Source organism: Lentzea sp. NPDC092896 (assembly GCF_044754905.1).
In the GTDB taxonomy this organism is placed as follows: domain Bacteria; phylum Actinomycetota; class Actinomycetes; order Mycobacteriales; family Pseudonocardiaceae; genus Lentzea.
Map to the genome: position 1 here is coordinate 105,817 of NZ_JBIVPX010000002.1, position 23,398 is coordinate 129,214.

General features: G+C 69.6%; 20 protein-coding genes. 5 read left to right on the top strand and 15 right to left on the bottom strand.

The window, feature by feature from the left end:
- Window positions 1-5: 5 nt before the first annotated feature.
- The 8 genes from ACIQF0_RS12040 to ACIQF0_RS12075 form a co-directional block, all read right to left on the bottom strand.
- Window positions 6-1,802, bottom strand: coding sequence for an ABC transporter ATP-binding protein (locus ACIQF0_RS12040; RefSeq protein ID WP_401028072.1), 1,797 nt, complete (start codon window positions 1,800-1,802; stop codon window positions 6-8).
- 41 nt (window positions 1,803-1,843) lie between these two features.
- Window positions 1,844-2,872 carry an iron-siderophore ABC transporter substrate-binding protein gene (locus ACIQF0_RS12045; protein WP_401028074.1) on the bottom strand — a complete coding sequence of 343 codons (1,029 nt, stop codon included), beginning with the start codon at window positions 2,870-2,872 and terminating at the stop codon, window positions 1,844-1,846.
- 93 nt (window positions 2,873-2,965) lie between these two features.
- Entirely contained in the window at window positions 2,966-3,799 is an 834-nt protein-coding gene (locus ACIQF0_RS12050) for an ABC transporter ATP-binding protein (RefSeq protein ID WP_401028077.1), read from the bottom strand.
- Window positions 3,800-3,828: 29 nt separating this feature from the next.
- Window positions 3,829-4,893 carry a FecCD family ABC transporter permease gene (locus ACIQF0_RS12055; protein WP_401028080.1) on the bottom strand — a complete coding sequence of 355 codons (1,065 nt, stop codon included), beginning with the start codon at window positions 4,891-4,893 and terminating at the stop codon, window positions 3,829-3,831.
- Complete coding sequence (locus tag ACIQF0_RS12060) at window positions 4,890-5,948, bottom strand: FecCD family ABC transporter permease (protein WP_401029915.1); 1,059 nt, start codon at window positions 5,946-5,948, stop codon at window positions 4,890-4,892. Before ACIQF0_RS12060 ends, ACIQF0_RS12055 begins: the two co-directional genes overlap by 4 nt.
- 56 nt (window positions 5,949-6,004) lie before the next feature.
- Window positions 6,005-6,445, bottom strand: coding sequence for a hypothetical protein (locus tag ACIQF0_RS12065; RefSeq protein ID WP_360035787.1), 441 nt, complete (start codon window positions 6,443-6,445; stop codon window positions 6,005-6,007).
- 119 nt (window positions 6,446-6,564) lie between these two features.
- The gene (locus tag ACIQF0_RS12070; protein ID WP_401028084.1) at window positions 6,565-8,160 is read right to left on the bottom strand and encodes a cellulase family glycosylhydrolase; all 1,596 of its coding nucleotides are present in this window, start codon (window positions 8,158-8,160) and stop codon (window positions 6,565-6,567) included.
- A gap of 23 nt (window positions 8,161-8,183) precedes the next feature.
- Window positions 8,184-10,199 (bottom strand): cellulose binding domain-containing protein, encoded by a 2,016-nt coding sequence (locus ACIQF0_RS12075; protein ID WP_401028087.1) that lies wholly within the window; start codon window positions 10,197-10,199, stop codon window positions 8,184-8,186.
- Between the two features lie 301 nt (window positions 10,200-10,500).
- Here ACIQF0_RS12075 and ACIQF0_RS12080 point away from each other — a divergent pair, with 301 nt between their 5' ends.
- Window positions 10,501-11,163: a lytic polysaccharide monooxygenase gene (locus ACIQF0_RS12080; RefSeq protein WP_401028090.1), complete on the top strand. Its 663-nt coding sequence runs from the start codon at window positions 10,501-10,503 to the stop codon at window positions 11,161-11,163.
- 59 nt (window positions 11,164-11,222) lie between these two features.
- On the opposite strand, the gene ACIQF0_RS12085 is transcribed toward ACIQF0_RS12080, so the two are convergent.
- The 4 genes from ACIQF0_RS12085 to ACIQF0_RS12100 all read right to left on the bottom strand — a co-directional run bounded on the left by ACIQF0_RS12085 (window position 11,223) and on the right by ACIQF0_RS12100 (window position 17,855).
- On the bottom strand, window positions 11,223-13,538 hold the full coding sequence (locus ACIQF0_RS12085; protein ID WP_401028093.1) for a beta-L-arabinofuranosidase domain-containing protein: 2,316 nt from the start codon (window positions 13,536-13,538) through the stop codon (window positions 11,223-11,225).
- 321 nt (window positions 13,539-13,859) lie between these two features.
- A complete protein-coding gene (locus ACIQF0_RS12090; protein WP_401028096.1) occupies window positions 13,860-16,541 on the bottom strand; it encodes a BTAD domain-containing putative transcriptional regulator in 2,682 nt (893 codons plus the stop codon).
- 13 nt (window positions 16,542-16,554) lie between these two features.
- Complete coding sequence (locus tag ACIQF0_RS12095) at window positions 16,555-16,941, bottom strand: hypothetical protein (RefSeq protein ID WP_401028099.1); 387 nt, start codon at window positions 16,939-16,941, stop codon at window positions 16,555-16,557.
- Window positions 16,938-17,855 carry an alpha/beta hydrolase gene (locus tag ACIQF0_RS12100; RefSeq protein WP_401028102.1) on the bottom strand — a complete coding sequence of 306 codons (918 nt, stop codon included), beginning with the start codon at window positions 17,853-17,855 and terminating at the stop codon, window positions 16,938-16,940. The genes ACIQF0_RS12095 and ACIQF0_RS12100 overlap by 4 nt, the downstream gene beginning before the upstream one ends.
- Window positions 17,856-17,877: 22 nt before the next feature.
- On the opposite strand from ACIQF0_RS12100, the gene ACIQF0_RS12105 reads away from it, so the two are divergent.
- The 4 genes from ACIQF0_RS12105 to ACIQF0_RS12120 all read left to right on the top strand — a co-directional run bounded on the left by ACIQF0_RS12105 (window position 17,878) and on the right by ACIQF0_RS12120 (window position 20,415).
- On the top strand, window positions 17,878-18,426 hold the full coding sequence (locus ACIQF0_RS12105; RefSeq protein WP_401028105.1) for a PH domain-containing protein: 549 nt from the start codon (window positions 17,878-17,880) through the stop codon (window positions 18,424-18,426).
- A gap of 69 nt (window positions 18,427-18,495) precedes the next feature.
- On the top strand, window positions 18,496-18,915 hold the full coding sequence (locus tag ACIQF0_RS12110) for a pyridoxamine 5'-phosphate oxidase family protein (protein WP_401028107.1): 420 nt from the start codon (window positions 18,496-18,498) through the stop codon (window positions 18,913-18,915).
- Between the two features lie 215 nt (window positions 18,916-19,130).
- Window positions 19,131-19,439: a hypothetical protein gene (locus ACIQF0_RS12115; protein WP_401028109.1), complete on the top strand. Its 309-nt coding sequence runs from the start codon at window positions 19,131-19,133 to the stop codon at window positions 19,437-19,439.
- Between the two features lie 100 nt (window positions 19,440-19,539).
- Window positions 19,540-20,415, top strand: coding sequence for a cellulose binding domain-containing protein (locus ACIQF0_RS12120; protein WP_401028111.1), 876 nt, complete (start codon window positions 19,540-19,542; stop codon window positions 20,413-20,415).
- Here the strand turns inward: ACIQF0_RS12120 and ACIQF0_RS12125 are convergent.
- Genes ACIQF0_RS12125 through ACIQF0_RS12135 form a run of 3 tightly spaced genes read right to left on the bottom strand, consistent with a single transcriptional unit; the run spans window position 20,387 to window position 23,365 of the window.
- On the bottom strand, window positions 20,387-20,719 hold the full coding sequence (locus tag ACIQF0_RS12125; protein ID WP_401028114.1) for a DUF4387 domain-containing protein: 333 nt from the start codon (window positions 20,717-20,719) through the stop codon (window positions 20,387-20,389). The genes ACIQF0_RS12120 and ACIQF0_RS12125 overlap by 29 nt on opposite strands.
- Window positions 20,712-22,094, bottom strand: a complete 1,383-nt coding sequence (locus tag ACIQF0_RS12130; protein ID WP_401028117.1) for an acyclic terpene utilization AtuA family protein — start codon at window positions 22,092-22,094, stop codon at window positions 20,712-20,714. The genes ACIQF0_RS12125 and ACIQF0_RS12130 overlap by 8 nt, the downstream gene beginning before the upstream one ends.
- A 14-nt stretch (window positions 22,095-22,108) precedes the next feature.
- The gene (locus ACIQF0_RS12135; RefSeq protein WP_401028120.1) at window positions 22,109-23,365 is read right to left on the bottom strand and encodes an MFS transporter; all 1,257 of its coding nucleotides are present in this window, start codon (window positions 23,363-23,365) and stop codon (window positions 22,109-22,111) included.
- Window positions 23,366-23,398 lie beyond the last annotated feature (33 nt).

Consider the following 23,398-nt stretch of genomic DNA (forward strand, 5'->3'; position numbering starts at 1 on the left):
CTAACCTAAGTAGTTGCCGTTCCGAATCGCCAAGCGGCCCAAAGAGCTGCGTAACGCCCGTCACGCGCCACGAGTTCTTCGTGCGTGCCGTGTTCCAGCACGCGACCTGCGTCGAGCACGGCGATCCGGTCCGCGGCGATGGCCTGGGTCAGGCGGTGCGCGACCAGAAGTGTTGTGCGGCCCCGGCAGGCCGCGAGCGCGGCTCGTTCCAGCGCGGCGGCACCCTGGCTGCCCGCCTCGGCCGTCGACTCGTCCAGCACGACGACGGGGGAGCGGCCGAGCACCAGCCGGGCCAGCGCGATCTGGGCGATCTTGGTCACGTCGAGGCGTTCGCCACCCTCGCCGACGTCGGTCCGCAGGCCTTGGGGCAACGCCTCGACCCACGTGTCCGCACCCACGGTCCGCAACGCGTCCATGAGCTCGTCGTCGGTCGCGTCCGGTGCCGCCAGCCGCAGGTCCTCGGCCAGCGGACCGGCGAAGACGTGGGCCTCCTGGGTCAGGATGCTCACCAACGCGCGGGCGCCCGCCTCGTCCAGATCGACGAGATCGGACGAACCGATGTGCACGGATCCGGCGAGGGGAGTGCCGGTGCCGGCGACCAGCGCCGCCAGCGTCGTCTTGCCCGCACCGGTCGCGCCGACCAACGCGAGCGACGTGCCGGCGGGGATCTCCAGATCGATGTCCTGGAGCACGTCGTGCTCGGAATCGGGGTAGCGGAAGGAAAGCCCGCGCACCGACACCGGAAGTGGTTGTGCGTCAGCGTCGACGGCCACCGCGCTGCGCACGAGTTCGTCGCCGCCGGACTCGGTGGTCACGCCGACCAGTCGCGTCAGCCCGGCACCGGACTTCTGCGCCTCGTCGAAGAACGCCATGATCAGGCCGAGCGGCACGAACAACTTGTGGAACAGCAGCGCGGCAACGGAGACCTGGCCCAATGACGACTGCCCGTTGGTCACCAGGAAGTAGCCGACGACGATGATCAGCCCGAGGCCGATGAACTCGGCGCGGTTCTCGCGGCCGATGAACCGGCCGAAGAACCGGAAGACGTCGATGCCGATGTCGCGCACCCGCCACGACTCCGCGGTCACCTTGTCCCGGAAGACGTTCTCCAGACGGTAGGCCCGCACGGTGGCGATGCCGTCGAGGCCGCTGATCAACGCCTGCGCGCGATCGGCCTGCGCCTCGGAACGGGCGCGGTAGAGCGGCTGCGACCGGGGCAGGTACCAGCGCAACGCCAGCCAGTAGGCGGGCAGCGCGCAGGCGCCGGCGAGACCGAGCCGCCAGTCGAGCCCGAACATGCCCGCGGTCGCGATCACGACCAGCACGACCGCCGAGAAGATCGTCGGAATGGCCGTGCGGAAACCCTTGGAGATCACCGCGACGTCGTCACCGACGCGCGACAGCACGTCGCCGCGGCCGACCTCCTCGATGCGCGCGCTCGGCATCCCGAGCACCGCGCGCACCGCGCCTTCCCGCAGACGTGCCAGCATCTCCGCGCCGACGCGTCCGACGAGGTAGGTCGAGACCGCGGTCATGACCGCGCCGGCCAGCGCCGAGACGACGGTCGCGATGCCGATCGACCAGAGGATCGACGCGTCACGGCCCTGCGTGACGCCGTCGACCACGGTGCCCAGCAGGAACACCGGGATGATCTGCAGCACCGCCCCGGCCACCGTCGCCAGCACGGTGGCGATCGGCAGACCGGGGGCGGAACGGCAGTGGTCGAGCACCCAGCGAGAGGCCTCCCGTCCGGACGCCGTGCGCAGGATCTTCGCCGGCGGGACGGAGACGCTCGTGGTCACGAGGGGAGGCCTTTCGCTGGAACTGTTGTGTCAGAAGGAGATCAGCTGACCGACTTGGCGGCCTTGACCAGCTCGTCCACCGCGTACGGCATCGACGCGAGGGTCGCCTGCGAGATCGCGGCACCGACGGCCGCGCCCTCGCCGTCGAGGATGTAGTGGACCTTGCCGGCCTTGACCGCGGGCAGGTTGTTGAAGAGCTCGAAACCCTTGAGCGCCTTCAGGTCCGCCTCGTCGTTGATGATGAAGATGCGGTCGACGTTCATCACGTCGATGCGCTCGGGGGACAGGGACACGAAGAACTTGCCCGCCGCGAGCTCGTCGACCTTCGTGTTGCCCTTGAAGCCGATGCCGGTGATGACCTGGCTGCGCACGTCGGTCGTGGAGAACGGCCCGATGGCGTCCTTGTACCAGGACGCGACGACCGCGGTCTCGTTCGCCCAGCCCGGGTTGGCCGCCTTGGCCGCGGCGATCTTGTCGTCGATCGCCTTGATCTGCTTGGCGCCCTCGTCGGCCTTGCCGACCGCCTTCGCGACCTGGAGCGCGTTGTCCTGCCACTTGGCGGAGAAGGGCTCCTTCTCCTCCTTGGTGCGGCCGACCACCGGCGCGATCTTGGAGAGCTTGTCGTACCACTCCTGGGTCGCCTCGGAGTAGACGGCGACGATCAGGTCGGGACGCAGCTGCGCGATCTTCTCGAAGTTCGGCTCGGTGTCACCGTTCTTCATGACGACCTCGGGCGTGGTCGAACCCCACTTGTCCTTCACCCAGGGCCACTGGGTGTTGACGTCCGGCGTCTTGCCGTCCGGGTTCGGGTACTGGTCGACCATGCCGACCGGGACGACGCCGAGCGCCAGCAGGGTCTGCTCGTCGGTGTAGCCGAGGGAGACGACGCGCTTGGGCGCTTCCTTGATCTCCGTCGTGCCGAAGAAGTGCTCGACCTTGGTCGGGAACGTGCCACCGGCGGCGTTGCCCGTGTCCGGGGTCGTGGCAGGCGTGGAGGAACCGCACCCGGCGAGGACGCTGGCACCGACAACGGCGGCTGCTGCCACAGCTGTCAGTCGCTTCCAGGTCATGGTCGTTCTCTGGCCCATTCGGCACCTCTTCTTCGCTGCCCACGCGGCGGGGGAAATTAGGACAGCCGAACCTTATCACCCAGTTAGGGCAGGCTAACCAAGGTCTTGGTCACTCTTCGATACCACGTGGGTCCGGCCGATCGGGACGATCAATGGCCGTTCGCTCACCGGATCGTCGATGACCTTCGCCTGCAGGCCGAACGTGTCCAGCAGCAGGTCGCTCGTGATCACGTCGCTCGGATGTCCCTGCGCCACAATGGATCCGGACTTCATCACGATCAGGTTGTCGCTGTAGCGGACGGCCAGGTTCAGGTCGTGCAGCACCATGACGATCGTGCAGCCGCCCTCGTGCAGGTCGTCGACGAGGTCGATCACGTCGATCGCGTGCGCGAGGTCCAAATAGGTCGTCGGCTCGTCCAGCAACAGCAGATCCGTGCCCTGGGCGAGCGTCATGGAGATCCACACCCGCTGCCGCTGCCCGCCCGACAGCGAGTCGACCGGACGGTGGGCCAGGTCGGCCACGCCCGTCATGTGCAACGCCCTGGCCACGACGTCCGCGTCGTCGCTCGACCACTGGCGCAACCAGCTCTGGTGCGGGTGCCGGCCTCGGGCCACGAGGTCGGCGACCGTCAGTCCCTCCGGCGCGATCGGGGTCTGCGGGAGCAGGCCCATCCGCTTCGCGACGTCCTTGGTCTTCAGGCGTGCGATGTCGCCGCCGTCGAGCAGCACCGTGCCCTGGCGCGGTTTGAGCAACCGGGACAGCGTGCGCAGCAACGTCGACTTGCCACAACCGTTGGGCCCGATGACCGTCGTGATCACCCCGGTGGGGATGGCGACGTCCAGGTTGTCGAGCACGACCCGGTCGGCGTACCCGACCGTGACGCCCTCGGCGCCCAGTCGGGCGGCATCGTTGCGCAGCGCGGTCATAGGACAACCTTACTTAATGGAGGCTTACCTCAGGCCGCGCGCTTCACGTTCGCGCGCACGAGCAGGTAGACGAGGAACGGTCCGCCGATGATCGCCGTGACGACGCCGACCGGCAGGTCGTTGGGCAGCACGCTGCGCGCCAGCAGATCCGAGCCGATCAGCAGCAGCGCTCCGAAAAGACCGGACGCCAGCAGCGGCGGCACGGGGGAGCGCAGCAGTCGCATGGTGATCTGCGGCGCGACCAGCGCGACGAACGGCACCGGGCCCGCGGCGGAGACCGCGACCCCCGCGAGCAGCACCGCGCACATCAGCAGGACGGCGCGCACGACCGAGTGCCGGACGCCGAGTCCGGCGGCGACGTCGTCACCGAAGTGCATCGGCTGGAGCTGGAAGGCGACCACCATCACGACGACGACCAGCGCGATCGTGACCCAGAGCGTCGTCCAGACCTCGGTCCACGCCCGCGAGTCGAGCGACCCGACGAGCCAGCGTTGCGCGCGGGCGACGTCGCGGATGTCGGCCAGCACCAGCAGCCACGTCGTGACCGCCTGCATGACCGCGCTGACCGAGACGCCGATGAGGATCAGCCGGAACCCGTCGATGCCCTTCTTCCACGCCATGAAGTAGACGAGCAACCCGGTCAGCAGCCCGCCGGTCAGCGCCGCCGCCGACAGGCCCATGACGCCGCCGATCGCCGTGCCGCCGCCCGCCGTCACGATGAAGACCGCGGTCGCGCTGGCGCCGCCGGTGATGCCGAGCACGTCGGGACTGGCCAGCGCGTTGCGGGCGATCGACTGCGTCAGCGCGCCGGAGATCCCGAGCGCGACCCCGGCGAGGAGACCGACCAGGGCGCGCGGCATCCGCAGGTCCATGATCACGAACTCGTCGACCCGCTCGCCCTGGCCGAACAACGTCCTGACCACGGCGGGCAGTTCGATCGTGAAGTCGCCGATCGAGATCGACACGCAGAAGATCAGGAACGTCAGCGCCGCCAGCACGACCGTGACGAGCACTACCCACGGCCGCCAGACCCAGGACCAGCCGCCGACGCGGACGCCGCGGTGCATTTCGGGTGCTTCCGGTGCGGTGATCATGCCTGCCTGAACTTCCCGAGCCAGACCAGCACCGCGAAGAACGGGGCACCGATGAGGGCGATGACGATGCCGGCCTGCAGTTCGGCCGGACGTACGACGAGCCGTCCCGCGATGTCTCCGACCAGCAGCACGGCCGCGCCGAGCAACCCCGCGTACGGCACGAGCCAGCGGTAGTCCGGTCCGGTGAGCCACCGCGCGATGTGCGCGACCATCAGGCCGAGGAACGCGATCGGCCCGCACGCCGCCGTCGCCGCGCCCGCGAGCAGGGTGACCGCGACGACGCCGACGGTGCGTCCCGCCGCGATGTTCACGCCGAGGCCGCGCGCGACGTCGTCACCGAGGTTGAGCAGGTTGAGCACCGGCAGGTTGATCATCGCCAGGACGAGCCCGACGCCGGCGAAGATCGCCGCGACGACGATCACGTCCCACCCGACGCCCTGCACCGAGCCCGCGTTCCAGAACCGCAGCACGTCGAGCGTCTGCTTGTCGCCCAACGCGACCGCGGTCGTCATCGCGGCCAGGAACACCGTGACGCCCTGGCCGGACAGCGCGAGCGTGAGCGGGTTGCCGGAACCGCGGCCGAGGCTCGACAGCCCGAACACCACCACGCCCGCCACTCCGGCGCCGAGGAACGCGAACCACATGTACTGGACCGGGTTCTGCAGGCCGAACAGGTAGACCGAGAGCACCACGGCGAACGACGCCCCGGAGTTGACGCCGAGCAGACCGGTGTCCGCGATGGGGTTGCGGGTGTGCCCCTGGATCAACGCGCCCGCGACGCCGAGCGCGAGGCCCGCCACGAGCGCGAGCACCGTCCGCGGCACGCGCAGCGTCTGCACGATCAGCGTGATCTCGGTGAGCCGCTGGTCGCCGCCGGGGTCGCCGAACAGCCCCTGCCACACCTCGGCCGGGGTGAGCGACCGCGCACCGATCACCAGTGACAGCACCGACGCCACGGCCAGCAACACCAGCAGACCCGCCAGCCCGAGGCGCCGCCGCCGGTGCGGGCTCTCCGGTGCCGGTGCGGGTTCGAGCCCGCGTTGCTCCACGACCATGCTCACGACGGGTTACGTTAGCTTCCGCCCGTCGCGTTGACCTAGGGCACCCTTACCTAACCCCTGGTCTCGATGGCCCTCACGGTCTTCTCGAGCGCCCCGCCGAGCACCTTCCTGCCGAGCAACCCGAGCGAGAGCCCGAGCAGTTTGCCCTTGAAGTTCTTGCCCTCGCGCACCACGTGGGCGTGCACGAGCGTCGTTCCGTCGGCCTGCTTGGTGAACGTGTAGGTGTGGCCGGAACGTCCGCCCCACACGTTGGAGTCGACGGTGGTCAGCACGACGTGGCCGAGATCGGACCAGTCGTAGTGCAGGCGTTCCCAGATGCCGCCGGACCCCTCGGTGACGTCGGCGAACGTGTCGCCCCGGTCGTGCACCCGCAGGTCGGCGTCGGTGCTGTTGGGGAACAGGTCCGCGCGGCCGGGGCCGAAGTCGGTGAGTCCCGCGACGAACTGCTCGGGCGTCGCGGTGGTCTGCTGGGTCAGGGTGATGGTGGGCATGTCGTCCGCTCCTCGTGATGCTGTGTGCGGGAGTCAGACTTCCCCGGCCAGGGGGTTGTTCGCGCCCGTGAGTGTCCCTGGTCCGCGGCGCCCCCACAGCACCGCGGACCAGGGACTGGTCAGGTGGTGCAGGCCGCCCGGTTGAGCGTGACGGCCGAAGGAGCGCTCGTCGTGCCGTTGGCGGTGAAGCCGAGCGACACCGCCGCTCCCGCACCCAGAGACGGGCTGTGCGACGGCGCCGTCACGGTGACCGTGGTGCCGCTCTGGCTGAAGGTGCCGTTCCAGCCGTTGGAGATGGTGACGCCGCTGGGCAGTGTGAAGGCGACGGTCCACGGGTTGGCGGCGCTCGTCGCGGTGTTGGTGACGGTCAGCGCGCCCTGGAACCCGCCCTGCCACGAGTTGTCCAGCTTCCACGCCGACCTGCACCCGCCGGTGCCGCCGCCGGAGGTGGTCGTCGTGGTGGTCGTCGGGCCGGGACCGCCACCCGTGGGCGGGATGAGGTAGGGCTGGAGGATGTTCTGCTTGGCCTGGTTGACCGTGGTCCAGTCGTCGCCGACGATGCCGCCGGTGTCACCGGAGTTGGGGTTCCACGACCAGTAGGTGAACGAGATGCCGTTGACGCCGGTCCCGGTGTAGGCCATCAGGTTCTCCAGCCACACCTTGTCGACCGGGTTGGCCAGCGTGGTGCCGAACTCGCCCATCATCAGCGGCGCGATGTTCTGCTTGTACAGGTAGCCCCAGTACTTGTCCCAGATCGCGGGCATGTTCGCCGGGTAGTCCGGAGCGCTGAACCACGGCTGGTTGTAGACCGACGTGGCGTACTCGTGCGGGGAGTAGACCAGCCGGCCGGGCACGGACAGGCGCACCGGGAACTGGCCCGCCTTCGACAGGTTCCCGCCCCACCAGCCGCAGTCCTCGTCGTTGGACGGGTCGCCGTCCCACACGTTCGACAGTCCGCCGCTCGGGCAGCTCACGCCCTCGACGAAGATCAGCCAGTTCGGCTGCACGCCCAGGATCGCGTTGCCCGCGCGTTCGGCGGCCAGCCGCCAGTCGCGGGCGGTGTCGCCGCAGCCCCAGCACGAACCGGTCGCGGCCGGGTTGGTGCCCTCGGCGTGCGGCTCGTTGTGCAGGTCGGCGCCGATGACCGTGGTGTTGCCCGCGTAGCGCTGGGCGAGCATCTTCCAGTCGGTGATCCAGGTGCTCTCCGGGACGCCCGCCGTGTACCAGAGGGCGCTCTGGCCCGCGCTGGTCGGCCGGTGCCGGTCGAGGATGACGCGCATCCCCTTCTGGCCCACGTAGTCGATGACCTTGTCGAGGATCTGCAACGGGGACAGGCCCACCAGGTCGGGATTGGTGTAGTCGTTGATGCCGGTCGCTCTGGCGTCGGACTTCAGCGCGTCGTTGGAGAACGGGACGCGCAGCGTGTTGTAGCCCAGCTGCGCCATGTGGTCGAGCTGCTGGCGCCACGTGACGCTGGCCCACAGGCCGTGGAAGGTCTTGTTGTCTGTCTCCATCCCGAACCAGTTGATGCCGGTCAGCCGGACCGTCGCGCCGGTGCTGTCCAGGATCCTGCTCCCGCTGGTGTGCAGGTACCCGGTGCCCGTGCCGCCCGCCGCCACCGCAGTGACCTGGCCGGTGGTGCCGATGGCGACCAGTGCGCTCGCGGCCGTCACAGCCGCGAGCAGCGCGCCAAGAACCTTGTTCCGCCGCTTCATCCGCTCTCCTTCGAGCAAGAGGTTCACGCCGCCGTGCGGCAGAGCGTTCCGTTGAGCCTGAACACCGCCGGTGGGATGTTCGGTCCGGTGTAGTTGCCGACGTAGCCGACGCCGATGGTCGCGTCCGGTTCGATGCGGGTGGATCCCGTGACGGTGACCGCGGTCCCGGTCTGGGCCCACGTCGCGTTCCAGCCCGAGCCCACCTGCTGGCGCCCGGTGGGCCAGTCGAACGTCAGCGTCCAGTCGGAGATCGGGTGGGTGCTGGTGATGTCGATGCCGCCGACGTACCCGCTGCTCCAGTCGGACACTGTGGACAGTCGCACGGTGCAGGTGCTCTGCGCGGGACTGCCGGTGGTGATCGTGAGCGGGGGAGAGGCCCAGGACACGACACCCGCGGCGGTGCGCGCCAGCACGTTGACCGTGTACCTGGTGCCGGGGTTGAGGTTGCCGACGGTGAACGAGGTGCCGGACGTCTCGCCCCACTGCTCGCCGGTCGTGCCGAGCTGACGGTGGACCTCGTACTTCACGACGCCGGGAACCGGTGGCCAGGTGATCGTCGCGGTCCGGTCGGTGACCTGGGCCGAGACCGGTTGTCCTGGCGCGGCGGGGAGTTGAGCCGGAGCGGACGGGTGCAGGACGAGCGTCGTGAGCGAGAACGGCGGCAGCGTCCGGCTGAGCGCGGTGCCGTCGGTCGAGGTCGAGATCTCGGTGGCACCGTTGGTGAACGTGTGGACCGTCGGCGAGGCGGCGGACGGCGAGTAGCCGGCGTAGTCGATGGCGACCGTGCGCGCGTTGTCCGGGTCGGAATTGAGCAACAACACCGCGAGATCACCGTTCGGCCGCCGTGCCGCGTGCGCCCGGACCGACGGGTCGCCGGAACCCGCGCGGACGAGCTGATCACCGGGGCGGGCGAAGAGACCGAGCATCTTCAGCGCGTGGTACGGCGCGAACGGGGTGTTCAGCGGCGGCTCACAGGCGCCGTCCTCCAGGCAGGTTCCGCTGGAGAGCAGGCCGAAGTCGTCGTAGTCAGGCTGACCGGCCACAGTGGACGCTCTGGCGGGACCGTTGTGGGTGTTCCACCAGTCGACGGTGAAAACGCCGTTCTCCAGCAACGAGGTGTAGGCCTCGGCCGCGAACAGCGCGCCCGGCTGGGTGTTGCGGCCGTACGTGGTGTTCAGCTCGGTCATGGCGATCCCGATGCGGTCCGCGTCCGGCCCGGCGTACTGGGAGATCTGCCGGCGCAGCAGGTACGTCATGTCGGTGACCTGGTCCGCGCTCGCCATCGTCTCCGCCGCCGTCGACCCGCTCGGGTACCAGTGCACGACGACGAAGTCCACGTGCGGGCCCGCGATCGAGAGCACCGTCTGGTTCCAGCTCGCGGCGTCACCGGCGGCGACGATCGCGTCCGGCCAGTTCGCCGGCGTGGTGAGCACGGCACCGATCTTGATCGTCGGGTCGACCGCCTTCATCGCCTGTGCGTAGGCCACGGTTTCCCTGGCGTAGCCGGCGGGACTCTTGTCGGGGTGGTCGTCCGCCTCCCACGCGGAGCCGTAGTGGCCGTTGCCGTAGAGCTCGTTGCCGATCTCCCAGTACTTGGCGCCGTACCCCTTGGTGATGTTGGCGTAGCGCACCCAGTCGGCGGCTTCCTGCGGCGTGCCGGTGCCGTAGTTCGCGATGATGATCGGCTGCGCCTGAGCCCGGCGCACACCGCTCATGAACGTGTCGAAGTCCGTGTTCGGCGCGACGTACCCGCCGGGGGCCGTGTGGTCCTTCCAGTGGTAGATGTCGCCGTACGAACCGCCTGGGTACCGCATCATCCGCACGCCCGCGTCTCCGAGCAGGTCGGCCACCGAGTTCGTGCCGAGCTGGCTGTCCCAGATCGCGTGGTTCACGCCGAGCGCGGTGTCCGGCACGGTGGCCAGCCCCGCCCTCGCGTTGACCACGACGGTGGCGTCGGGCGCACCGGACGCGGTGGTCGGTGCGGCCGGTAGTCCGGCCGCCACGAGCACGGCCACCAGGAGAAGGCGGCGCCTTGCCATGCGCATCACGTCCTCGTCGACGATTCTGGGAGCGCTCCCAGAATCGTGGCCCGGTCGTGGGTGGTCAAGAGGACGTTCTTCGCGTGGTCCACATTCGACAGTCGAATCGAGTCGAAGCGTTGGGGGAATGCGAAAACTGCGAACGCGGTGTGAGGTCGGCCGACTTGGATTCGACGGGGCTCGCGTCGTCTCTGTCACTCAATGCATCGTTGCGATCTCGGAGGGTTACGGATAGCCTGAATTTGGGAGCGCTCCCAGATCGATCGCTGTTGCTCGATCATCGGAGAATGGAGGCTCAACCATGCGTCCGCGCACTACCTCCGGTTCCGTCGCCAGACGTCGAGGCATCATCGCCGTGATCGTCGGCGTGCTGGCCTGCACCGTCCTCTGGGCCCCACCGGCCTCGGCGCACGGCACCATCGTCGGCCCCGCGACCCGCGCCTACCAGTGCTGGCAGACCTGGGGCAGTCAGCACACGAATCCCGCCATGCAGCAACAGGATCCCATGTGCTGGCAGGCCTTCCAGGCCAACGCCGACACCATGTGGAACTGGATGAGCGCGCTGCGGGACGGGCTCGGCGGGAACTTCCAGGGCAGGACCCCGGACGGACAGCTCTGCAGCAACGCCCTGTCCCGCAACAACTCCCTGAACACACCTGGCCGGTGGAAGACCACCAACGTCGGCAGCACCTTCTCGATGCACCTGTACGACCAGGCCACTCACGGTGCCGACTACTTCAGGGTCTACGTGAGCAAGAACGGGTACGACCCCACCACCCAGAGACTCGGCTGGGGCAACCTCGACTTCATCACGCAGACCGGCAGGTACGCCCCTGCCAAGGACATCACGTTCAACGTCCAGACCTCCGGCGCCTACCGCGGACACCACGTCGTGTTCACGATCTGGCAGGCCTCGCACCTGGACCAGGCCTACATGTGGTGCAGTGACGTGAACTTCGGTTAGAAGATCCGTCCGATGTGGTGCGTGCCCTCGGTGCTTCCCGTGGGCACGCACCCACGTCGTCAGTTGGCGACCAGGCGCCAGCGGTTGTCCGTGCTGCCGTTGTCGGAGTCCTGCACGACCTGCGCGCCCGCGCTGGTGGAACCGTTGAGGACGCCGAGCAGCTTGCCGCTGTTGGCGTTGCGGACCTTGTGGGTGCCGTCGCCGTTGGGGATCAACGTCCACCTGTGGTCGGCGGTCCCGTTGTCCGACCATTGCAGGACGCGGGCGTTGTCGGCGGTGGACATGTTCTCCACGCCCAGCACCTTGCCGCTGTGGACGTTGCGCAGCCGCACGTCGGATCCGTCGGTGACCAGCTGCCAGTTGTGGTCGGCGGTCCCGCTGTCGTGCCACTGCACGGCCAGGCCGCCGTCCGAAGTGGACATGTTCTGGACGCCCAGCACCATGCCGGTGCCGGCGTTGACCAACCGGTAACTCGTCGTGCCGCCACCGCCGGTGCTCCAGTAGACGGTGTAGTTGAAGCCGTGCGCGTCGTGGAACGGCCCGAGGTTCACCTGCGTGCCGTTCGCCGTCGCGGTGAACGCCAGCGACGACGTGCTGGTGCGGGTGACGGAGCCGATGTCCAGCGAGGGCAACGCGGACAGGCCGGTGTTGCCGTAGTTGCCCGCCAGCACGGCCGGGCCGTAGGTCAGCGCGACGACGTTGGCGCTGTCGTTGGCCGGCTGGGCGACCACGCGCATCGGCAGCCGCAGCGTCACCACGTCGCCGGACGTCCACGTTCGAGTCAGGGACGCGTAGGTGCCGGGTGTGGTGGTCACGTTCTGCGCGACGCCGTTGACGCTGATCGTCGCGCCCGTGGTCCAGGCGGGGATGCGGAACCGCATCGTCCACGACCCGCCCGCGTTGCCGGTGACGGTCAGCGTCGTGGTGTCGCTCGCCGGGTAGCTCGTGGTCTGGGCGACCGTGATGGCGCGGGACGACCACGTCAGCACCGACGGCGTGTAGAGGTTCACCGTGAGCGTGGTGCCGCTGAAGAAGTAGACGGAGTCGGCGAGCTTGGTGTTGGTCTCCAGCGCGGTGCCCTGGCAGCACCAGAACGTGCCGTAGTCCGTGCTCCAGTTGCCGCCGCCCCACGCGGGACCGGTGTTGCCGCGCCGGTGGCCGGGGTTGAGGCCGGTGAAGTAGCAGATGTTGCCGTGGGGGTCCGCCGGGTTCTGCTGGCCGATCAGGTGGTTGAGCAGCGCGCGCTCGTAGTAGTCGAAGTAGGCCGCGCGGCCGGGATCGGTCAGCCACAGCTCGCGGGTCAGCTTGAGCATGTTGAAGGTGTTGCACGCTTCGCACGTGTCGGTGTTGAGGTAGGCGGCGATGGCGTTGGGCGCGCGGAAGTGCTCTGCCTGGCTGTTGCCGCCGATGACGTAGGTGTGCGCGCCGACGGTGATGGTCCAGGCGTTGGCGGCGATGTCGCGGTAGCGGGTGGTCCCGGTCGCCTTGTACTCGCGGGCCGCGCCGATCCACTTCGGTACCTGGGTGTTGGCGTGCAGGCCGTTGAGCCTGTCCTGGTTGGTGGCGAGAGGATCGAACACCGCGGCGTGGTCGAACCGCTGGGCCGTCGTCAGCCAGCGGGAGTCGCCCGTCTGCTGGTAGAGGTCGGCGAGCACCGCGTTCATGCCGCCGAACTCCGTGCCCAGGACGCTCTGCATCGTGCTGTAGGACAACCGGGCCGTGCGCCAGTCCACCCACCCGGCGAGGCGCAGCAGCACGTCCCGCGCCTGCGTGTTACCGATGTAGCGCCATGCGTCCAGCAGTCCGGCAAGGGTCTTGTGCAGGGCGTAGTACGACACGGACTTGGGCGAACCTGCCTCCATCGCGTCGAAGTCCGACTCCGGGAAGCCTGACAGATAGCCGGAGTTGAACCCCGCCGCCGAGTTGTTCGCCTGGCACTTGGCCAGCTCGGCCACCAGGTGGTTCGCCTTGTCGCGGCACGTCGTGTCGCCCAGGACCGCCCACGCCTGCGCCCAGGCCGTGAGGAAGTGTCCCTGGCTGTGCGTGCGGAACGGGAAGTCCGGCGCTTCCCAGCCGCCGAGCGCGGCGGCGCCGTTCGTCGACAGCCGGTGGTTGGCGCGGAAGTTGTAGAGCAACCGGTCGACGTCGACGAACCTCAGGTAGGACAGCGTCCGGCTCTGGTTGTCCAGCCATCGGCCCTGCGTCAGCCGGACCTCGGACAGGTCGAACGGGTGGGCGGACACGCCCGCGTCGCCACGGGCAGGGGGCACGGTGGCGGCGTGGGCCGGCCCTGCCATCAGCGACGGTGCCGTGGTCGCGACGGCGGCCACCCCCGCGGCTTGGAAGAGCCTGCGTCGACTCAACGATGAGGACATGAGGATGCTCCAGTCGCTCGGTTCAGCGCTGGATGTTAGCGCTAACTTCGCTCGACTGGCAGGCATGGAGTCGAATAGTCGAATGGAGGTCGGTAGGCGGCTGATGGGTCGATTGAGTCGACGCGAGCTGGTGTTAGCGCTCACATGACGGTCGGTCCACGATGGTCAGAGGTCGTGGCCTGATCTGGTACTCGCGGGCGGCGTCGACCAGGAGTTGGTGCGCAGCCAGTTCGGCGGGTGCATGCAGCTGGTCCTGGTGGTGTGTCGGCAGGACGCGCCGAGCCGGAACCGCTGCTACCGGCTCGTTCTGATCCCGTGCGGTCATGTTCGGGGCCGGAGTTGCTCGCGCAGGCGCCCGGCCTCCTCCTCGCGGCCCTGTTGTTCGAGCATGCCCAGCGCCCGTTGCCAGACCTCGGCGGCCCGTTCGGCCTGGCCGAGCGCGAGGTGGGTGCGGCCGAGGTTCATCAACGTGTTGGCGGTGCCGTAGTCGTCGTCCGCCGTCCGGTACAGCTCGATCGCGCGCTCGTAGTGGGTGATCGCCACCGCGTGGTTGCCGCTCTGGTGCTCGACGCGGGCCAGGGTGTCGACGGCGGTCGCCTCGCCGTGCCGGTCGCCGAGTTCGTGCAGCAGTTCGAGGGCTTTGGTGGCGGAGAGGCGGCCCTGTGCGGTGTCGCCGACCTCCGCCGCGCAATGGCCGATGTTGTTGTGCGCCATGGCGATCAGCATCTTGTTGCCGGACTTCTCGTAGTGCGGGAGCGCGGCCTTGGCGTGGTCGAAGGCGCGTCCGTAGTCCGACCGGCTGGCCCACAGCCACGCGGCTGTGCCGTGCGCGTCGGCGAGCGGCAGCGGCTCCCCGACCTGTTCGGCGAGGGCGAGTGCCTCGCTCAGGTGGTGCTGGGCCTCGTCGTGCCGCTGGACCTGGCCGAGACTGCTGCCCATGATCCGGTGCGCGACGGCCCGGTCCGCCGGGTCCTTCGCCGCGTCGATGGCCGTCTGCCACATGGCCAGCCCGTCGTCGAGATGGCCGCGCTGCTGGTGGTACGCGTGCGACACCCTGGCCAGCAGCACGACCTTGTCGTTCCAGCCGCGCCAGGCCGCCGCCTGCTGCACGGCCAGACGCGTGCCCCGTTCCGCGTCGAACCACGCCCGCGCACCGGCTTTGTCCGTGGCGGCGGTGATGTGCGTGCCGGGGACCGGGTCGTCGAGGCTGATCAACGGGCGGTGCGGGTCGATCAGCCGGTCGTTGGCGTGCGCGGTGTGGACGTGGTGGTCGACCAGGCGGCGCAACGGCTCGTCGTGGTCGGTGTGCTTGGCCTGCTCGGCCGCGTAGGCCCGGACCAGGTCGTGCATCCTGCCGCGGCACCCGGTGCCGATCGAGACCAGCGACGCCTGTTCCAGAGACCGCAACGTCGTTCGCGCGTCCTCAACGGACAGACCGGCGAGGCTGGCCGCCGCGGTGAGATCGATGTCCTCGCCGGGCGCGATTCCCAGCAGTGCGAACAGGTCCCGTTGCCGGCTGGTCAGCGCCCGGTACGACCACGACAGCACGACCGGCACGCTGACGCTGGAGTCCGCGTCCAAAGCGTCGAGCCCGAGTTCCTCCAGCTGCCGGGTGATGGCGGCGAGCGACAGGTCGGGTTCGGTGAGAATCCGCGCGCCCACGATGCTCAGCGCGAGCGGCAACCCGCCGCACAGCGCGATCAGCCTGGCCACCGCGAGAGGTTCGGCGCTCAGCCGGCTCGCGCCGATGCGTGCCGCCAGCAACGTGTTCGCGTCGCCGTCGGCGAGCACCTCCAGACCGACGGCCTTCGCGCCGAGCCCCGGCAGTCTGTTCCGGCTGGTCACGAGCACGCGGCAGGTGTCGCCACCGGGCAGGAGCGGCACGACCTGGGAGGCGTCGGCGGCGTTGTCGACGACCACGAGCAGCCGCCGGCGCGCGGTGAGGTCGCGGAACAACGCGGCTCTGGACGACGAATCGGGCGGAACGGCCGCGGCGTCGAGTCCGAGCGCGTGCAGGAACCCGCGGATGGCGACGTCCGGTTCCATCGGCGTCTCGTCGGGGCTGAACCCGCGCAGGTCCACGAACAGCTGGCCGTCCGGGAAGCGGCCCAGGTTGCGGTGCGCCCACTGCAACGCGAGCCACGTCTTGCCCATGCCGCCCGCGCCCGCGATCGTCGCCACGCCGGCCGTGCGCATCGCGTCGTCCAGTTCGGTCAGGTCCTGCTCGCGGCCGACGAACTGCGCCGGCGCGGACGGCAGCTGCCTCGGCACGACGTGGCGCGGTTCGGGATCGCTGAGCAGCAGTTTCCCGTGCAGCTCACGGAGTTCCCTGTTCGGTTCGGCGCCGAGCTCACCGATCAGCCGGGCTCGGACCGCGCGGAACTCCTCCAGCGCCTCGGAGATCCGGCCCGCCTGCGCGAGGGCCCGCATGTGTTGTGCGGCAACGCGTTCGTCCAGCGGGTTCGTCGCGGCACGTGCGGAGACCGCCGCGAGCAGTTCGGGGCCCTGACCGAGCCGCAGCCGTGCGTCGAGGAGATCGAGTTCGGCGGCGGTGCGTTCGGCGGTGAGCCGGTCGCGGGCCTCGCCGGCCCAGTCGCCGCCGATGCCGGTCAGCGGTTCGCCCCGCCACAGCGTCAGGGCTTCGGTGAGGACGCCGACGTCGTCGGTCAGCCCGCGGGCCTCGTCGCGGAGCTTCCTGAACCGCGCGAGGTCCACAGAGGACTCGTCAGCGACGAGCACGTACCCGGTGGGCCGGCCGACGAGCGTGACGGCGTCGGCGAAGGCGTGGCGCAACCGGGAGAGGTAGCTGTGCAGCGTGGCCCGCGACCGCTGCGGCGGGTCGGCACCCCAGACGCGTTCGATCAGCTGCCGCACGGTCACGACCTTGCCGACGTCGATCGCCAGCGCGGCCAGCACGCACCGCTGCCGCGCGTGCCCCAGCTCGACGGGGTGACCGCCGACCCGCGCGCTCACCTCTCCGAGCAGCGTGATCTCGACCGTCACGGCGGCCCTCCGATCAGCTGTCCTTCTCGGCGGCGAGGAGCGACACGACGGCCAGCCCGGTGTTGACGGCGGAGATGATCGTGGTCAGCTTCGCCGCCCTGGCCGGCAGCTCGCCGCGCCTGCCAGCGTAGACAGCGGCGGCGGTGTCCGTGGCGTGAATGAGCACGGCCTGCCGCAGCACTCGGCGGGCGTTCGCGTCACCGCTCTTCAACGTCAGCAGGTCCACGCCGAGGACGAGCGTGCGGATGCCGAACATGCGGGCCGGGTAGACGAACCGCTTGTCGTCACCCAGTTCGTCACCGAGGCTCTTCGCCATCCGGTCGGCGGCGACCAGGCCCAGCGCGCCGTTGAAGATCCGGACGCAGGCCAGAGCGGTCCGCGTGACATCGCCCAGCTTCATGTCGCCACCTCGTGTTGATCACTGTTGAACCGAGTCCAGGAGAGCCTGACCATGAGCCACTGCTCGATGTCGTGCCAGGCCGCGCGGGCCATGCCGTTGTCCCGGTTGGTGAAGCCGTGCCGCGACTCCGGGTAGATCTTGAGGTCGACCTCGCCACCCGCCCCGACGATGCGGGCCGCCATGGCCAGGTTGTCCTCCAGGATGACGTCCTGGTCGCCGACGACCATCAGGAAGTCCGGCAGTCCGCGCAGGTCACCGTAGACGGGTGAGATGTCCGGGTTCGTCCTGTCCTGCACGTGGCCCGCGTAGGCCTCGATGAAGTACTCGTCCGCGATCGACCGGCCGGCCGGGGTCAGCCCGCTCATGTCGTAGGTGCCGGCCTGGAGGACTGCGCCCGCGACCCGGCCCGCCTCGCCCCGGTCGCGCAGCCGCAGCAGCGTGGTGACGACGAGGGTGGATCCCGCCGAGAAGCCGCCGATGACGAGCCGGTCCGTGCCGAACTGCTCCTCGGCCTGGTCGAGCAGCCAGAGCGCGGCCGTCTCGGCGTCGTCCGGAGCGGCCGGCCAGGGGTGTTCCGGGGCCAGCCGGTAGTCGACGCTCACGACGACGGCCCCGACCGCGTTCGCGAGCCGCTGGTTGCGGGCGTCGTCCTGGGCCGCGGAACCCATGAAGAAGCCGCCGGCGTGGAAGTCCAGGTAGACCCCTCGGGGCGTGCCCTCCGGCCTCAGGATCCGGACGGGCACCTGGCGGCCGCGGGCCTCGACCACGGTGTTGTCCTCGGCTGGGGCGACCCGGAAGCTCCGCAGCTCGTCCGCGTTGCCCGGGCCGCGCCGGACACCTCGCTCGGCGTTCGTCCGGCGCGACTCCTCGACGTGCGCGGCCAGTTCCGGGTCGATGAAGGTCTCCAGGTTCATGGACAAGTCCTATCGTGTGGCCATGAGCCGGGGCAGGGCGGCAGTGGTGCTGCGCAGGAAGTTCGACAGCGTCCTCAGCTGGACCGTGACGGTGGGCATGCTGGTCACGACCGTGTACGTGCTGCTCTCCCCGTTCCCCGGCAACGGGTTCGCCCAGCGGCTGGAGTTCATCGCGATCATCGCGCCGATCACCTGGTTCGTGTGGATGGTCGGCGCGCACGCGGCGGTGAAGATCTACGGCTCGGGCGTGCTGGTCGTGAACTGGTTCCGCGCGTACTGGGTGCCGTGGGCCGACCTCGCGTCGGTCGAGTCGGAACGCGAGGTCCACCTCGTCACCACCGACGGCGAGCGGATCAACGTCGCCGCGGGCGCGTTCTCCGTGGCCAGTTCCCTGAACGGAAGCCGGGTGCAGCACCGGATCCGGGAGGAGATCGAGCGGCGCCGGCCGGACCCCGTGCCTGCGGAGACCGGGGTGCGCAGGAGCTTCGACCTGGTGTTGTGGCAGTTCGCGGGCGTGGTGGGGGTCCTGCTCGTCATCGCGTGGATCGGCGCGCGGACCACCGCGATCTAGACGGTTGGACAGGTGACGCGGCTTCTCGCCCATGTGCCGGTCGTGATCAGGCCGTGTTCAATCGGGCCCATGAGCGATTCGCTGACCACCGAGGACCTGGAGTTCCTGAGCCGCCCGCTGTACGGGTTCCTGTCCGTCGCGGCGGGGCCGGTTCCGGCGCAGCCGCGACCGGTGTGGTTCGAGGCCACGGCCGAGGGGACGATCCAGCTGTTCACCGACCCGAACTCGCTGAAGGTGCGCCGCCTGCGCCGCGATCCCCGCGCCTCGATCGTCGTCGCCGCCCCGGTGGGGGAGCGCGAGCGGTGGCTGGCGGTCTCCGGCGCCGTCACGGTGGAGTCCGGCGGAGCGCACGAACTGGCCGAACGCCTGGCCGCCCGCTACTGGGACGCCGACGACCCGTCGCGTGTCGCCGACCTCGCCGAAATCCTTGGCACGGAACAGGTCAGGCTCGTCCTCCAGCCGGACGACGTGCGCCGGTTCGTCTACTGAGCCGTCAGTTCCACGGTGGATCCCGTTTCCAGCGCACGCCGTAGACGCCGGGTGCCGCGTCCGGCTGGGTGATCACCCGGAAGTACTCGTCCTCGGCCAGTGACCGGTCGAAGACGCAGTCGTACTCGATGACGAACGTCTCGTCGCGCCGGTAGACCCGGTCCGGCAGCGGCGGCCTCGGTCAGGAGCACGCGGACCGGCGCGTTCGAGCCGAGGTGGCTGATCATCGCGGCGACCGCGCGCAACGACTCGGCTCGTTCCGGCCGGTTCCGGCTCGACTGCTAGCTGCTCAGCGTCGCCAGGCCGATCGCAACGCCGCGCCGAACTCGGCCTGGCTCATCTCTCCTCCGGGGAAGACGCAGGATTTCCAGAGTTCTTCCAGAGACTCGCGTCGTGCCAGGCACTGCGCTCGCTTCGCGAACGGTCGCGCGGCGACGCCCGTCGAGTCCGTCGAGTGGGTCGTCGAACCGCCTTCGTCCGAACTGGACCTGGCGCTCGCGGGCGAGCAGGTGGTAACGCGCTGATCACCTGGGCCGACAGTCCAGCAGTGAGTCGCGTGAGGACGGTGCACGAATCGTTTTGTGCCAAGCGACTTCCGTGTCGGGTGGACGGTCGGGGGTTGTGGTGGCGCGCAGGTATCTGCTGGTGACGTTGTTGTGCATCGGCGCGTGCTCGGCCCAACCCGCGGCGCCGTCACCGTCGCCGCAGACCTCGGTCCAGGTGCCGACGCTGGTCAACGAGGTGGTGCCGCCGCAGGACGTGCTGACCGTCGTGCGGGACGTGGTCGACGGCCGCACCGTCGAGTTCGCCGACGGCACGAAGGTCCGCGTCGCCCTGCTGGCGGAACCGAAGGAGTGCTTCGCGAAGGCCGCGCTCGACTTCGCGAGATCGAAGCTGCTGGCGAGCTCCGTCAGGTTCACCGTTCTGTCGATCGGCGAGGTGAACCTGGAGTTGGAGGACGGCACGGACTACGCGGTGCTCGCGGTGCGGCAGGGCGCGTTGAAGCCCGAAGGCGTCGACGGCGGGCCGTTGATCGCGGCACGGGACGAGGCCACCGCGGCCAAGCGCGGTTTGTGGGGGCCGCCGTGCGAGGGCTCCGACACGACCAAGCCCGCTCCTTCCACGACCACGACGACCACGGCCCCGCCGCCGACCGCCGCGGCCCCGCCCAAGCCGGCGAAGGCCTGCGCCGCCGCCTACCGGATCACCGGGCAGTCGCAGGGCAGGTTCCAGGCGACCCTGACCGTGCGCAACACCGGTACCGAGGCGGTGAACGGCTGGTCGCTGCTCTGGACGGTGTCGAACGGGGACACCCTCCAGAACGTGACGAACGCTACCGGCCGGCAGTACGGGTCGATCGTCAGCGTCGCCAACGAGACCGCCAACCGTCAGATCGCCTCGGGCGGGTCGGTGCAGCTCGGGATCACCGGCACCACGCGCAGCACGCACAAAGCGCCGACCGCGTTCGTCTTCAACGGCCTGCAGTGCGCGGTGGAGTAGCCAGCGAGGCCAGCGGGACGTGGTGCTGTCCGGCGTGGATGTCGCGGTCCAGCAACCCACCCTGCGGAACGGGGCGGGGGAACGAGATCTTGACGACGTTCAGCGACGGGATCCGGAAGATCTGCACGTCCTCGGCGCGCACGCAGTAGAGGAACGCGATGGCGTCCTCGTTGATGATCTCCGGTGCGGCCGCCAGCGCGTAGTCCTCGGGGTTGCGCATGAACAGTTCCATCGTCACCCAGAACGGTCCGGCGTTCTTGGAACGGACCTCCAGCGCGATGTCGCCGAACGTGGTCTCAGCCATGGGAGTGCGCCTTCCGGTGCTCGGTGCGGAACATCTCGGTGGGGGTGCGGGTGTCGACGACGTGGTTGAGCACGAACTCGTAGACGGGGCCGCGTTCGGTCTCGGCGGGGGAGGTCGCGAACGCGAGGCTGGGCAGGTAGGCCATGTCCGGGGTCGGCAGGTGCAGCATCAACGGGTTGGCGACCTTGGCGACGGCCGTCGCGAGCTCCTGGGTGGCGGCGCGGACCAGCAGCATCACGCCGATCTCGCGCGGGGGACGGGTGGCCGGTTCGAGCGAGCCCAGCACGGCGTCGTAGCCGTAGCGGCGCAGGTCGAACGAGTAGTCGGCGCTGTCGAGGCCGAGGGTCTGCTCGACGCGGGAGGTGAAGACCTTGACGAACAGGTCGGTCCAGTCCTCGATGTTCGCGAGGATGTGCTCGTCGCGGATGGCCGTGAACGACATCGTCTCGTAGCCGGTGATCCTGGCGCCCTCGAGCTTGACCGTGTGCTGGGCGGCCGGGTGGAACTGCGAGCCTTCGACGCGCACGCGCCGTTCGTCCAGCGCCGTGTAGGTGGCCTCGGTGACGTCCAGTTCGCCGGCGGGCTCGCGCATCCGGAACGGGTTCACCGTCTCGTAGAGCATGTGCGCGGCAACGGAGATCGGCGTGCAGGCGGCGTCGGGGTCGAGCGGTTCGATGGTGAAACCGGTGTGGTCGATGGTGGCGAGAACGCCGCCGGTGCGCGGGTTCGTCGTGCACTGCCCGCCGCACTCGACGATCTTCGCCGCGTGCCAGGCCGGACCCGCCGGCATGCCCCTCATCAACGGCACGGCGGCGGCGAGGGCGGTGTCGGTCGCGCGGCCCGCGAGCACCACGTCGGCTCCGGCGCGCAGCGCCTCCTCGATCGGTTCGTGGCCCATCATCCCGACGATGTGGGTGCAACTGTCCACAGTGGTCTCGTTCAGCGCGGCGGCCGGTGCCAGCGGATGCACCGCGCGTTCCCGGAGGCGTGTCTTGACGAAGTCGGCGCGTTGCCCGCTGAAGATCGTCGCGACGGACAGGTCGAGCTTCTCCTCGCACAGGACGTCCTCGACGATCCCGGCGACCCAGGCGACACCCGAGTCGGTTCCGCTGGTGCCGCAGGACCCGACGATCAGCGGGATGCGGGCCTGGGCGGCGGCGCGGAGCAGGATCCTCAGGTCGCGGGCGACGGCGGCGGCGGTCGTCTTGGCGGTGCCCGAGCCGAGGTAGTGCGGGCCCGAGTCCGTCGAGCCACCGTCGACGGCGATGACGTCGGCGCCCAGCTCCAGCCCTCGGTCCACGGAGGACTGGGTGAAGCCGGCGCCGAGCATGCCGGTGGGCGTCAGGACGCGGACAGCTCCCGTGGGAGCGTTCATAAGAGTTTTCCTTTCTACAGCGAGACGGAGTGACGTCGGCTCAGGACGCCGACGCGCAGGATCACGGCGGTGGCGAGCGCGGTGATGAGGGCGATGTCGAGCAGCATGTAGCGCCAGCCGGTGATGTCGACCATCGCGCCGACCACTCCCGGTCCGATGAACCCGCCGGCCGCCCAGCTCACCGTGTACAGGCCCGTGTACACGCCGATCACGCGGGCGGACGGCGCCAGGTTCCACAGCACGACGGCGGCGTTGATCAGGAACCCGGACGCTCCGGCGGCCGCGACGCAGAAGGCGATGACGGTGGTGGTGGGGGTCGGCACGAGGCTGCCGAAGGCGAGGGAGGCGCCGAAGACGACCATCCCGATCGTCATCGTCCGGATGCGCCCGATGCGTTCGGCGAGCAACGCGGCGGGGTAGGCGGCGAGGAGGAACGCGACACCGCTCGGGAACGTGAGCGAGCCCGCCTCACCCCGGGACAGGTCAAGGGTCTCCATGCCGTACGGGGTGAACAACGACCGCGAGGAGAACCAGGCGGACGCGAACAGCAGCACCGCGGTGACGACGAGCAGCCGGCTGCGGTTGGGGTCGCGCAGGATGTCCTTGGCCAGGTCGCGCAGCCGCACGGACGACTCGTCGTGGGCGTCCTCGGTGAGTGCGAGCTGGTAGCCCCTCGACGTGTTGTCGCGCACCCGTGAGACGAGAACGGCCGTGCACACCAGCATGATCAGGGCGGGGACGGTGAACGCGAGCTTCGGGTGGTCGTCCACCATGAACGCGCTGATGAGCGCGGACACGATGACCGTCGTGCCGGAGGCGATCTTCACCACCGCGTTGGCCCTGCCCCGGCGGTCCGGCTCGATGAAGTCCGGCAGCAGCGCCTGGGCGATGGGCTTGAAGCTGTTGCCCACCAACGAGTAGACGAAGATGACCGCGATCAGCGCCGGCAGCGCGGTCGCCAGCGGGATGAAGACGAACAGCACCGCGGCGAGTGGCATGCCGACCGCCAGATAGGGAATCCGGCGGCCCCACCGCGTGCGGGTGTTGTCCGAGCGGTTCGCGATCCACGGCTGCACGAAGATGCCGAGCAGGTTGTCCATGCCCATGAGCAGGCCGACGATCGCGGTGCTGGCGATGTGCTCGCGCAGCAGCGGCGGCACCTGGGCGTCGTAGAAGTCCCAGGTCGTCTCCTGCGCGAACACGGCGAGCGCGACGAAGAACGTGATGCGCCTGGTGAGCCGCCGGTCGACCGGCGCGGCGAGTGACGACATCAGAAGCCTCCGTTGGCTCGGGAACGTCGCGGC